The sequence below is a fragment of the Cobetia sp. LC6 genome, from assembly GCF_030264805.1.
GTDB lineage: Bacteria > Pseudomonadota > Gammaproteobacteria > Pseudomonadales > Halomonadaceae > Cobetia.
The window spans coordinates 112,987-124,489 of the sequence record NZ_JASSPL010000012.1 but is presented as its reverse complement, the minus strand read 5'-3'; the positions used below and the strand labels follow the sequence as shown (position 1 = coordinate 124,489).

Sequence of the window (11,503 nt, the reverse complement as noted above, 5' to 3'; positions counted from 1 at the left end):
CCCATAGGGGGTTCGAACCCCTGTTACCGCCGTGAAAGGGCGGTGTCCTGGACCACTAGACGAATGGGACGTACTGGAGCGGGAAACGAGATTCGATCGGACTGGCGAACCAGCTCGCGACCTTGTCGCATTGCCTTTTCCTACTGGAGCGGGAAACGAGATTCGAACTCGCGACCCCAACCTTGGCAAGGTTGTGCTCTACCACTGAGCTATTCCCGCACCGGGTGCCATGAACCTGTGCTCACGACATCTGTCTTACTGCTGGCTTGCCACACCATCATGCTCTGCATGGCGTCCCATAGGGGGTTCGAACCCCTGTTACCGCCGTGAAAGGGCGGTGTCCTGGACCACTAGACGAATGGGACGTACTGGAGCGAGAGATGAGATTCGACCGGACTGACGTTCAGCTCGCGACCTTGTCACACCACTTGTTCCTAATGGAGCGGGAAACGAGATTCGAACTCGCGACCCCAACCTTGGCAAGGTTGTGCTCTACCACTGAGCTATTCCCGCAACACAAGCAGATCATGCGACCACACAAGACCGAAGATGGCGTCCCATAGGGGGTTCGAACCCCTGTTACCGCCGTGAAAGGGCGGTGTCCTGGACCACTAGACGAATGGGACACACTGGAGCGGGAAACGAGATTCGATCGGACTGGCGAACCAGCTCGCGACCTTGTCGCATTGCCTTTTCCTTTGGAGCGGGAAACGAGATTCGAACTCGCGACCCCAACCTTGGCAAGGTTGTGCTCTACCACTGAGCTATTCCCGCACTCCGGTCTCTACGCTGCAAGAAAGTGGCGTCCCATAGGGGGTTCGAACCCCTGTTACCGCCGTGAAAGGGCGGTGTCCTGGACCACTAGACGAATGGGACGTAACGTTCTTGCCTCGTCGAGGTGGCGCGTATATTACAAAGCCCCTCCCCCTTCGTCAACCCCCTGCTTCAACAGGATTTTTCCGGCGTTGGCCAAGTGCATCCACCACATGCTTGTGGTCACGCCCTGACGCCCGCATTCTTGGGGTATGTACCGGGTTTCGCGTGAAGACCGGCAGTCACTCTTTTCGGATCGCCGCGCAGGAGAACTTGCTTGCAGGTTCACACGAGCACGCATTCGAGAAACGCATAGATAGAGAGTAGAGATCATGAGCGAACAAGACCCGCAAACTCAGGACAAGTTGATTCGCAGTGAAGAGGAATGGCGCAAGCGACTGACGCCGGAACAATATCGGGTGACGCGCGAGGCAGGGACCGAGCGCCCCTTCACCGGCGATCACGAAGTCAGCCCGACGCCGGGAACCTATCACTGCATCGCCTGTGACGCCAAGCTGTTCGACAACGACACCAAGTTCGACTCCGGCTGTGGTTGGCCGAGCTTCGACCGCCCCCATGCCGATGCCGCCGTCGAGGAGCAATTCGATACCAGCCATGGCATGCGTCGCGTGGAAGTGCGCTGTCGCCGCTGCGAATCCCATCTGGGGCACGTCTTTCCGGATGGCCCGACTGACACCGGCCAGCGCTACTGCATCAACTCCGTCGCGCTGCGCTTCAAGCCGACCCGCGCCTGACGCCCGGGGCATGGAGAGTCGATAGATGCGCCGGGCAGTGATGACCGGATAGCGCGCCTCCATGGCCAGGCCTCCTCTGATAGAATGCGTCGCCATACGCGTCCCCTCCTCTTCCGCATGCCATGTAGCGCCATCCCTGATGGATGAGCGCCCTGCCTGGCATGCGGGAAGAAGGAGGCAGGACAGAGGTGACAGATCAACCGTCATACCCCTGACGGCAGGAGAGAAGCGACATGCTGGGCTGGTATCCGGGACATATGCACAAGGCACGCCGTCAGATAAAGGACGCGCTGCCCGAGATCGACGTGGTCATCGAAGTCCTCGATGCCCGCCTCCCCTACTCCAGCACCAATCCGGTGCTGTCCGAACTGACCCGCCACAAGCCGGTACTCAAGCTGCTGTCTCGCACCGATCTGGCGGACCCGGCACGCACCCGCGAATGGGTCGAGTATTTCGATGGCCTGCCCAACACTCGTGCATTGGCGATCACCACGCTTGAGGCGCGTGATCTCAAGCAGATCCCGCGGCTGTGCCGCGAGATGGCCGGTCATATCCGCGTCGATCGTGATGCGCGAGTGATGGTGATGGGCATCCCCAACGTCGGCAAGTCGACGCTGATCAATGGTCTGGCGGGACGCAAGATCGCCAAGACCGGCAACGAGCCCGCCGTCACCAAGCGCCAGCAGAAGATTCGCATCGACGGTGGCATCGCCCTGATCGATACCCCCGGAGTGATGTGGCCGAAGATCGAAGACCAGGCCAGCGCCTATCGCCTGGCCGGCAGCGGCGCGATCCGTGACACCGCCATCGATTACACCGATGTGGCGGTGATCGTCGCGGCCGAGCTGGCCAAGCGCTACCCCACGGAGCTGACCGCACGCTACAAGCTGAAGTCACTGCCGGCCTACAGCGCCAACCCTGACGCCGAGCGAGTCGAGAGTGATGGCCCGCGCAAGGTCGATCTGATGGCGCTGTCCGGCTTCAATGGGGTCGCGATTCTGGAAGAGATCGCCAGCAAGCGCGGCGGCCTGCGTGCCGGTGGCATCATCGACTTGCACCGCGGTGCCGAGGTGCTGCTGCATGAACTGCGCGATGGCAAACTCGGGCGCCTGACATTGGAAACACCCGCCGACATTCCTGCCGAGCCGGTGCCGGAAGCCAGTGGCGAGACGGAAGATGGGGCCGAAACGCATGAGCAAGAGAGCGAATAACGCTACCAGAACAAGGCGCTAACGCGACACTCGCCTGGCTCCCGCCCGCGGGAGACGCTTGAATGCCAGTTGAAAATCCCGTCAGAAAACCTCTGGCGGGATTTTTTTCTGCCTGAACATCTCAAACCACAAATTTAACCACGCTATTGGCCCTTGGCCGTGGCGCGGCAGGCCAGCGGCGCGATATGCTGGACGCTCGCCCCTACACCTTACGTGACGGAGATCTACGGAAAGCATCATGGATACCGAGCAAAGAAAGCCCCGCGAAATTCGCAAGTCACACAAGCTGGACAACGTCTGCTATGACATTCGCGGGCCGGTTCTCGAGCACGCCAAGCGTCTCGAGGACGAGGGCCATCGCATTCTCAAGCTCAATATCGGCAACCCGGCGCCCTTCGGCTTCGAGGCACCGGAAGAGATTCTGCAGGACGTGATGCGCAACCTGCCGACAGCGCAGGGCTATTGTGATTCCAAGGGGCTTTACTCTGCGCGCAAGGCGATCATGCAGGAGTGCCAGCGCAAGGATATCCAGGGTGTCGGGATCGAGGACATCTACGTCGGCAACGGCGTCTCGGAGCTGATCGTGCTGGCCATGCAGGCATTGCTCGACGATGGTGACGAGCTGCTGGTACCGGCGCCGGATTACCCGCTATGGACTGCTGCCGCCAACCTGGCCGGTGGTCGCGCCGTGCACTATCTGTGTGACGAAGCACAGGACTGGGCGCCCTCCATCGAGGACATCCGCGCCAAGGTGACCAGCCACACCAAGGGCATCGTGCTGATCAATCCGAACAACCCGACCGGCGCGGTCTATCCGCCCGCGGTGGTGAAGGACATCCTGCAGGTCGCGCGCGAATTCGGTCTGGTGGTGTTCTCTGACGAGATCTACGACAAGATCCTCTACGACGGCACCGAGCACGTCTCCACCGGCGCGCTGGCCGATGATCTGCTGATCGTGACCATGAACGGGCTGTCCAAGAGCTACCGCTGCGCGGGCTTCCGCTCCGGCTGGATGATTCTCTCAGGCGACAAGCGCCCGGCGGCCGACTTCATCTCCGGCCTCGACATGCTGGCCAGCATGCGCCTGTGCGCCAATGTGCCGGCGCAGCACGCCATCCAGACGGCGCTCGGCGGCTATCAGTCGATCAATGACCTGGTACTGCCGGGCGGACGTCTGCTGGCCCAGCGTGACGCAGCCTGGAAGAAGCTCAACGAGATACCCGGCGTCAGCTGCGTGAAACCCAAGGGCGCGCTCTACATGTTCCCGCGTCTCGACCCCGAGATGTATCCCTTCGAGGACGATCAGCAGATGGTGCTGGAGCTGTTGCTAGAAGAGAAGATGCTGCTGGTGCAGGGCACCGCCTTCAACTGGCCGAATCCGGACCACCTGCGCATCGTGACCCTGCCCTACGCCGACCAGCTGGAAGAAGCCATCGAACGCCTCGGCCGCTTCCTGGCGCGACGTCGCAAGGCCTGACGTCGGCTCAGCCCCCGCGATCAAGGGGCTACGCAGGTCGCCTCCAGTGGTGATACCTTGCTGTCCTTGCAAACCGTTCTTGCAGACTATCGACGCAGATTCTGCCCGCGCCACCGCCAGTGATTCATCTCACTGTCAGTATCGCGGGCAGATAATTGCGCCCTACCGATATATTGGCATTGGAGACCTGACCCCATGATGCGGATAGCCCTTTTCCTGATCACCAACCTGGCGGTGGTGCTGCTGGCCAGTGTCACGCTGCGCCTACTGGGCTTCGATGGCTACATGGAAGCCAACGGCATCAACTACACGGCACTGCTGATCTTCTGCTTCATCATCGGCATGGCCGGTTCCGTGATCTCGCTGTTCCTGTCCAAGACGATGGCCAAGTCCTCGACCGGCACCGTGATCATCGAACAGCCGCAGAATGACACCGAGCGCTGGCTGCTGGACACCGTCGGAGAACTGGCGCGCGACGCAGGCATCAAGATGCCGGAAGTCGGCATCTTCCCGGCGCAGCAATCCAATGCCTTCGCCACCGGCTGGAACCGCAATGATGCGCTGGTCGCCGTCTCGGCCGGCCTGCTCAATCGCATGCGTCCCGAGGAAGTGCGCGCCGTGCTGGCGCACGAGATCGGCCACGTCGCCAACGGCGACATGGTGACGCTGACGCTGATCCAGGGCGTGGTGAACACCTTCGTGATGTTCTTCGCGCGTATCGCCGCACACGCCATCGACGCCTTCCTCAAGCGCGATGACGAGAACGGCGGCCTGGGCTTCTTCGGCTACATGGCAGTCGTGTTCGTGCTGGAAATGGTGCTGGGCCTGGCGGCCTCGATGATCGTCGCCTGGTTCTCGCGCTGGCGCGAATACCGCGCCGATGCCGCAGGTGCAGGCCTGGCGGGCAGCGGCTCGATGATCAATGCCCTGGCTCGCCTCAAGCAGGAACATGAGCTGCCGGACCAGATGCCCGACACCATGACCGCCTTCGCCATCACCACCGGCAAGAGCCGCAAGCTGATGGAGCAACTGTTCGCCAGCCACCCGCCGCTGGATGAGCGTATCGCCGCGCTCAAGGCCGCTGCCTACAAGTAAGCTCCGCCATTCCCGCACGGCCTGATTGGCCCCTGCAGACAGCAAAAAGCCCGCCACGTGATCCACATGGCGGGCTTTTCTGTCAGTGGGCGCCGCTCGGCAGGCCGCCTCTCACGCCACCGCTTCCCACCCCGACAGCCCCAGCAGATTCACGGCAGCGTCGAGGCCTATCTGTTGCATCTCGCCCACGTTCAGCGAATCACCCCGCAGGGCGCCCTCGATCCACAGGCCATCGACCAGCCCGTTGAGCGCGATGGTCAGATGTTGCAGCCGGGTCTCGTCTTCCTGACGCCCTTCCGCCACCAGAACGTCCTCCACCAGATAACGGAACAGCTCGGTCGTTTCGCGATAGGCCTCGCGGCGAATCTCCGCCATGCGAGGGTCGCCATAGGTGAGCGGCAGAAAGTTGGCCCACAGCAACAACGTCTGCGGTGTCACGATCGGCGGTGACAGATTGGCCTCAAGAAAGGCCTTCAACCTTGCATGAGGTGCCAGCTCTCGTCCTTCTATCGTGTCGGAGGCATCGGACAGCAAGCGCTCAAGAAAGCGACGATAGGCCGCGTAGAGCATGTTGTCCTTGCCTTCGAAATAGAAGCGGATCAACCCATTCGAGACACCGGCATATTCGGCGACACGCCGCACTGTCGTGCGCGAGATCCCCTCGCTGGCAATGCAGGTCAGGGTCGCTTCGATCAGGTCATCCTCTCGGGCATTGTTGTCTCGACGACTGGCCATGGAACGTGAATTACCCCTCACGCAGAATCGGATTGGTCAGGCAGGTGGGGCCACCTTCGCACGCCATGCACAGGGCGTCACCTTCAAAAGTGCGCACACGCACGCCGGCGGCTTCCATCACGGCACGCGTGCCGGGGAAGCCATCGATCATCACGCAATCGTTCGGCGCCAACGGCATGACATTGAGGCTCAGGCCCAGCGACTGATGGAACTCTTCTTCCGGGGCAATCACGAAGCGGATACCGCGCGCTTTCATCAAGGTCCAGAGCGCAGCAGGGATCAACTTGGGATGTACCAGATAGGTGTCATCCGCCAACGGCGAGATAACCGACATCAGATGCAGGCAGGCCGCCTCGCCCTCCCAGACAGGCAGGTCGAAGCCCAGCACCTCGATCCCATGCGGATTGAGCAACGCGTTGAGCTGACGCACGCCCTCCCGGTTGGAGCGGAAGCCCATGCCGACGACAAGGGTGTTCTCATCCAGCCACAGGGTGTCGCCCCCCTCGATGGCCGCCTCACCTTCCAGCCGACCGATGACCGGAATGCCGGCCTGCTCGTAGACCTGACCATGCCGGTTCGGTTCGTCCTGGCGCAGCGGCTTGCCCATCTGGAGCAGCACGGCGCCGGCACGCGTCACCACCGAGGCATCGCGGGTGAACATGGCATCTGACAGCCCATCATTGGTGTCCTCCATCCAGACGATCTCGGCACCGCTCTCCTCCACCATCTCGACCAGAGCCTGGTACTGACTGATGGCTTTCTCGGCATTGAAGTAGTGGTTGTAATGCCAGACCGCCGGATCGGCATTGCGCAGGCTGTCGCCAGGACGACGCATCAGGACACGCGTCATTCGAGCGGCCATCGAGTGGCAACCGAATCGGGTGGAGGCAGGGGTATTCGACATGGAGGAAACCTCATTTTGATGGTCTGTCAGTCACAATTGACCCGAATGTTATACAGATGCATAATTTTTACACAGATGCATAGTTTTATACAGGCACATGACTTTATGCAACTGCATAATCAGTATCCGAGTGCATAACAACAAGATCAATCAGAGGACTCGCGCGTGCCTCACTCTCCTGTCACTCCGATGACCGACACGAATGACGATGCCGTCATCGACATTCGCGGCCTCTGGAAGTCCTTTGCTGGACGCGAAGTCCTCAAGGGCATCGACCTCACCGCCCAGCGTGGTGACGTGATCTCACTGATCGGCAGCAGCGGCTCGGGAAAGTCCACCCTGCTGCGTTGCATCAACCTGCTCGAGACACCCAGCGACGGGGCCTTGCGCCTGCTGGGCGAGGACGTGGCGCTGCGGCGGCGCGGTCAGCGACTCGAACCCGTCAATCGCCGACAGCTGCGTCTGCTGCGAGCTCGCCTGGCGATGGTCTTCCAGAACTTCAATCTCTGGCCTCACATGACCCTCGAAGCGAACCTCATGGAAGCGCCGATTCAGGTGCTCGGTCAGTCCCGCGCAGAAGCTCGGGAGCATGCTCACCAGCTGCTGGAGCGCGTCGGACTGTACTCCCACCGCCAGGCCAACCCGAGGACGCTTTCCGGTGGCCAGCAGCAACGTGGCGCCATCGCCAGAGCCCTGGCCATGTCCCCGGAGGTGCTCCTATTCGATGAACCGACCTCGGCACTGGATCCCGAACTTGTCGGCGAGGTGCTCGAGGTGATGCGCGATCTGGCTGCCGAAGGACGCACCATGGTCATCGTCACCCATGAGATGAAGTTCGCCGCTGATGTCGCGAACAAGGTCATCTTCCTCGACCAGGGCAACATCGAGGCCCAGGGCACCCCCGACCAGATATTTCGCTCCCCCTCTTCCGAGCGCCTCAAGCAGTTCATCGGCTCGATTACCTGAACCAGGAGAAAATCAACAATGAAATCCCTGTCCGCTATCGCTTCTCTGGGCGCCGTCGCCCTGACCCTTTGCACTACCGCCCAGGCCGACGTCGTACGTGTCGGCTTCGCCAGCGAACCCTACCCGCCCTTTGCCACTCCGCAGTCCGATGGCAGCGTGACCGGCTGGGAAGTTGATATCACCAATGCCGTCTGTGCCGCGGCAGAGCTTGAGTGCGAGATTGTCACCTCCTCCTGGGATGGCCTGATTCCGGCGCTGACCACCCGCAAGATCGATGCGATCGCCGCTTCACTCTCCATCACCGAGCAACGCCGAAAGGTCATCGACTTCTCGGACAAGTACTACCAGACCAGCGCTGCCGTCATGGGTGCCAAGGGCGACGAGATCACGCCGACGCCAGAAGGACTGGCCGGCAAGACACTGGGCGTGCAGTCGGCCTCGATTCATCAGACCTATGCCAAGCGCCACTTCCCCGACACTCGAGTGCGTGAATACCAGACCCAGGACGAGGCCAATCAGGACCTGTTCGCCGGACGCATCGATGCCACCCTGGCCGATATCCTGGTGCTGGATGGCTATCTCGCGACTGACGATGGCGAGCTGTGCTGTGACATGAAGGGCAATGTCGCGCACGACGAGAGCATCCTGGGGTCCGGCGTTGGATTCGGTGTACGCAAGGATGACGACGAGCTGCTGGAGCGCCTGAATGCCGGTATCGCCGAGATTCGTGCCAGCGGGCGTTATGACGAGATCAGCAAGCAGTACTTCGACTTCGACATCTACGGAGATTGACGCCGCCTCGTCTCGACTTCGCCATACCGCATGAGGAAATTGCATGGCTGACTATCGCAACATGAGCATCGGCGAGCTGCTGTCGCTGACGCCGCCGGGCTGGGGAGGCGCTCTGCTGGATGGTCTGGTGCTATCGCTGCAGGTGGCGGCGAGCGGCTATCTGATTGGCCTGGTGATCGGCATGGCGGGCGCTGCGGGCAAGATCTCGGGTGGCCCCGTCACCCGCGATCTGCTCACCGGCTATACGACGGTGATACGCGCGGTTCCCGAGCTGGTACTGATCCTGCTGGTGTATTTCGCGGCGCCCGATGCCCTGAACCATCTGGCGAACGCCGTCGGCCTCGGCCCCCTCGAGGTCAGCCCCTTCGTCGCCGGCGTGGCCGTCATCGCTCTGGTTCAGGGCGCTTATGCCACCGAGGTCATCCGCGGCGCCATCAATGCCATCCCCAAGGGGATGCATGAGGCCGCACTGGCGCATGGCATGACCCCCTTCACCATCCTGCGCCGCATCACGCTGCCATTGTTGCTGCCAGGCGCCCTGCCGGGCCTCTCCAATCTATGGCTGATCGCGACCAAGGACACCGCACTGCTGGCGGTCGTGGGCTTCACGGAGCTGACACTGGCCTCGCGTCAGGCGGCCGGCTCCACCCGCCATTACCTGCTGTTTCTCGGCGCCGCGGGGGCGCTCTATCTGATCGTATCGCTTGCCTCCAACCTGCTGTTCAAGACACTGGAGCGTCGCATGGACAAGGGGGCCCACCATGGCTGAGCCCAGACTTCCGCCCCATCGCCTCATCCTGATCGCGATTGTCGTCGCCACCCTGGTGGTGATCGGTACCCAGATGCACTGGGAGTGGGTCGCCCAGTACCGAGGCGAGATCGGCAAAGGCATACTGCTGACGCTCTTGCTGCTGGTCTCCACCAGTGTGGCGGGCTTCCTGCTGGCCGTTCCGCTGGGATTGGCGCAGGCACGAGGGCCGCGCCCGTTGGCGTGGCTGGCGCGGGGATTCTGCAATCTGATTCGCGGCACCCCGTTGCTGCTGCAGCTGTGGATCCTCTACTACGGACTGGGGTCTCTGTTTCCGTATATCCCCGGCTTGCGTGGCAGCTGGTTGTGGCCGGTGCTGGCAGATCCGTGGATCTACGCCTTCTGTGCATTGACCCTGTCGTTCGCGGGCTATGAAGGCGAGGTCATGCGCGGCGCCTTTGCCGGCGTACCGCGCGGCGAGCTTGAGGCGGCTCGTTCGCTGGGCATGTCTCCCTTCAGCATTCTCCGACGCATCTGGCTGCCCAGAGCCGTACAACAGGTATTGCCCACGCTGAATGGCGAGCTGATCATCCAGCTCAAGGCGACGCCACTGGTCGCGACCATTTCCGCCATCGACACCTATGCCGTCTTCGGGCGTATCCGCCAGGAAACCTATATCGTCTACGAGCCGCTACTGCTGATGGCCTTGATCTATCTCGTCATCGCGGGACTGATCACCCTCGGCTTTCGCACCCTCGAGAAACGCCACGCTTCATGAGGCCTGACATGCAACGCACCCTCGATATCCTCACTCGCCTCATCGCCTTCGATACCACGTCGGACCGCTCCAATCTGGCATTGATCCACTTCGTGCGTGACCTGCTGGCCGAGCACGGCATCCAGGCGACCGTGCTGCCGAATGCCGAGGGCGACAAGGCTTCATTGCTGGCGACGATAGGGCCGCCCGTCGCCGGGGGCGTAGTGCTTTCCGGTCACACCGACACCGTGCCCGTCACGGGGCAGACCTGGTCGCAGGAACCGTACCAGACCACGCTCAAGGAGGGGCGCCTCTACGGTCGCGGCTCGGTGGACATGAAGGGCTTCATCGCGCTGTGCCTGGCGATGGTGCCGCAGTTTCTCGCATCACCTCTCAAGCGGCCGATCCATCTTGCCTTCTCCTATGACGAAGAAAGCACCTGCATGGGCTGCCTGCCGCTGATCGACCACATGCGCGAGACACTTCCCGAGGTCGCCGCTGTCATCATCGGCGAACCGACGCAAGGCCGCGTGGTGTCAGCGCACAAGGGCGTGCACTCCTGGCGCACTGAGGTGACAGGCGTCCCGGCCCATTCAAGCCGGCCAGACCTTGGCGTCTCGGCCACCTTCTACGCCGCGCGCATCATCTCGGCACTCGAGCGCACGGCAAACGAGCTGCGCATCAATGCCACCCGGGGAGAGCTGTTCGAGCCGCCCTATTCCACCCTGCACGTCAGTGCCATGCAGGGCGGCAATGCCCCCAATATCATTGCCAAGGACGCTCGCCTTCATTGGGAGCTGCGCAATCTGCCCAGTGATCCGCCTGACGCGGTGCGTGCACGCTTCGATGACTTCACCGCGCAACTGGCGCGCGAGATGCAGCAGCATTCAGCCGACTGCCGCATCCAGACACTGGAGGACTATGCCTCGGTGCCGGCACTCACCCCGGAACCCGACGGCAAGGCAGAAGCGCTGGCCTTCGCCCTGACGGGACAGAGTGAGCGCTGTGGCGTCGGCTTCTGCTCGGAAGCGGGCTGGTTCCAGGACCGCGGCTTCTCCACCGTCGTGTGTGGGCCCGGCTCCATCGCGCAGGCCCACAAGGCAGACGAATACATCGAGATGGCGGAACTTGAGCGATACCGTGACTTTCTCGCGCATCTTCTGCAGCACCAGTGCGCGGATTGAGCGCTGAGCAGAACAGCTGCACCCTGACCTTGAGCCGTAAAAAAGCCCGCCACGTGATCCACGTGG

Annotated in this window: 11 protein-coding genes and 6 tRNA genes; 9 read left to right on the top strand and 8 right to left on the bottom strand. The window is 62.0% G+C overall.

The window, feature by feature from the left end; genetic code table 11:
• Positions 1–144: 144 nt before the first annotated feature.
• From QQF40_RS13920 to QQF40_RS13895, 6 genes are all read right to left on the bottom strand, one after another.
• Positions 145–219 (bottom strand) — tRNA-Gly (locus QQF40_RS13920).
• Positions 220–289: 70 nt separating this feature from the next.
• A tRNA-Glu gene (locus tag QQF40_RS13915) sits at positions 290–365 on the bottom strand.
• A gap of 73 nt (positions 366–438) precedes the next feature.
• Positions 439–513, bottom strand: a tRNA-Gly gene (locus QQF40_RS13910).
• 37 nt (positions 514–550) lie between these two features.
• Positions 551–626 (bottom strand) — tRNA-Glu (locus QQF40_RS13905).
• Between the two features lie 73 nt (positions 627–699).
• Positions 700–774, bottom strand: a tRNA-Gly gene (locus QQF40_RS13900).
• Between the two features lie 26 nt (positions 775–800).
• A tRNA-Glu gene (locus tag QQF40_RS13895) sits at positions 801–876 on the bottom strand.
• A 269-nt stretch (positions 877–1,145) separates the two neighbouring features.
• On the opposite strand from QQF40_RS13895, the gene msrB reads away from it, so the two are divergent.
• From msrB to htpX, 4 genes are all read left to right on the top strand, one after another.
• Entirely contained in the window at positions 1,146–1,568 is a 423-nt protein-coding gene (gene msrB / locus QQF40_RS13890) for a peptide-methionine (R)-S-oxide reductase MsrB (protein ID WP_285461687.1), read from the top strand.
• Positions 1,569–1,801: 233 nt separating this feature from the next.
• Positions 1,802–2,779, top strand: a complete 978-nt coding sequence (ylqF, locus tag QQF40_RS13885) for a ribosome biogenesis GTPase YlqF (protein ID WP_175089281.1) — start codon at positions 1,802–1,804, stop codon at positions 2,777–2,779.
• 238 nt (positions 2,780–3,017) lie between these two features.
• Entirely contained in the window at positions 3,018–4,256 is a 1,239-nt protein-coding gene (locus QQF40_RS13880; RefSeq protein ID WP_166019970.1) for a pyridoxal phosphate-dependent aminotransferase, read from the top strand.
• A gap of 195 nt (positions 4,257–4,451) precedes the next feature.
• Complete coding sequence (gene htpX, locus QQF40_RS13875) at positions 4,452–5,351, top strand: protease HtpX (protein ID WP_285461686.1); 900 nt, start codon at positions 4,452–4,454, stop codon at positions 5,349–5,351.
• Positions 5,352–5,462: 111 nt separating this feature from the next.
• Here the strand turns inward: htpX and QQF40_RS13870 are convergent, their stop codons facing one another.
• Together QQF40_RS13870 and QQF40_RS13865 are read right to left on the bottom strand one after the other, a co-directional pair.
• Positions 5,463–6,086 (bottom strand): TetR/AcrR family transcriptional regulator, encoded by a 624-nt coding sequence (locus QQF40_RS13870; RefSeq protein WP_285461685.1) that lies wholly within the window; start codon positions 6,084–6,086, stop codon positions 5,463–5,465.
• Between the two features lie 10 nt (positions 6,087–6,096).
• On the bottom strand, positions 6,097–6,990 hold the full coding sequence (locus tag QQF40_RS13865; protein WP_285461684.1) for a dimethylarginine dimethylaminohydrolase family protein: 894 nt from the start codon (positions 6,988–6,990) through the stop codon (positions 6,097–6,099).
• 189 nt (positions 6,991–7,179) lie between these two features.
• Here QQF40_RS13865 and QQF40_RS13860 point away from each other — a divergent pair, with 189 nt between their 5' ends.
• From QQF40_RS13860 to argE, 5 genes are read left to right on the top strand one after another with little or no spacing between them, the layout of a single operon-like run.
• Positions 7,180–7,956 (top strand): ATP-binding cassette domain-containing protein, encoded by a 777-nt coding sequence (locus QQF40_RS13860; protein WP_285461690.1) that lies wholly within the window; start codon positions 7,180–7,182, stop codon positions 7,954–7,956.
• 18 nt (positions 7,957–7,974) lie between these two features.
• Positions 7,975–8,748, top strand: coding sequence for a transporter substrate-binding domain-containing protein (locus QQF40_RS13855; protein ID WP_285461683.1), 774 nt, complete (start codon positions 7,975–7,977; stop codon positions 8,746–8,748).
• Between the two features lie 43 nt (positions 8,749–8,791).
• Entirely contained in the window at positions 8,792–9,517 is a 726-nt protein-coding gene (locus QQF40_RS13850) for an ABC transporter permease (RefSeq protein WP_285461682.1), read from the top strand.
• Positions 9,510–10,274, top strand: coding sequence for an ABC transporter permease (locus QQF40_RS13845; RefSeq protein WP_285461681.1), 765 nt, complete (start codon positions 9,510–9,512; stop codon positions 10,272–10,274). Before QQF40_RS13850 ends, QQF40_RS13845 begins: the two co-directional genes overlap by 8 nt.
• A gap of 8 nt (positions 10,275–10,282) precedes the next feature.
• Positions 10,283–11,437, top strand: a complete 1,155-nt coding sequence (gene argE / locus QQF40_RS13840) for an acetylornithine deacetylase (protein ID WP_285461680.1) — start codon at positions 10,283–10,285, stop codon at positions 11,435–11,437.
• Positions 11,438–11,503 lie beyond the last annotated feature (66 nt).

Coding starts and splice junctions, on each gene's coding strand:
- QQF40_RS13860 (WP_285461690.1), top strand. CDS start 7,180: ATGACCGACACGAATGACGATGCCGTCATCGACATTCGCGGCCTCTGG.
- QQF40_RS13880 (WP_166019970.1), top strand. CDS start 3,018: ATGGATACCGAGCAAAGAAAGCCCCGCGAAATTCGCAAGTCACACAAG.
- QQF40_RS13850 (WP_285461682.1), top strand. CDS start 8,792: ATGGCTGACTATCGCAACATGAGCATCGGCGAGCTGCTGTCGCTGACG.
- QQF40_RS13855 (WP_285461683.1), top strand. CDS start 7,975: ATGAAATCCCTGTCCGCTATCGCTTCTCTGGGCGCCGTCGCCCTGACC.
- msrB (WP_285461687.1), top strand. CDS start 1,146: ATGAGCGAACAAGACCCGCAAACTCAGGACAAGTTGATTCGCAGTGAA.
- argE (WP_285461680.1), top strand. CDS start 10,283: ATGCAACGCACCCTCGATATCCTCACTCGCCTCATCGCCTTCGATACC.
- QQF40_RS13870 (WP_285461685.1), bottom strand. CDS start 6,086: ATGGCCAGTCGTCGAGACAACAATGCCCGAGAGGATGACCTGATCGAA.
- QQF40_RS13845 (WP_285461681.1), top strand. CDS start 9,510: ATGGCTGAGCCCAGACTTCCGCCCCATCGCCTCATCCTGATCGCGATT.
- ylqF (WP_175089281.1), top strand. CDS start 1,802: ATGCTGGGCTGGTATCCGGGACATATGCACAAGGCACGCCGTCAGATA.
- QQF40_RS13865 (WP_285461684.1), bottom strand. CDS start 6,990: ATGTCGAATACCCCTGCCTCCACCCGATTCGGTTGCCACTCGATGGCC.
- htpX (WP_285461686.1), top strand. CDS start 4,452: ATGATGCGGATAGCCCTTTTCCTGATCACCAACCTGGCGGTGGTGCTG.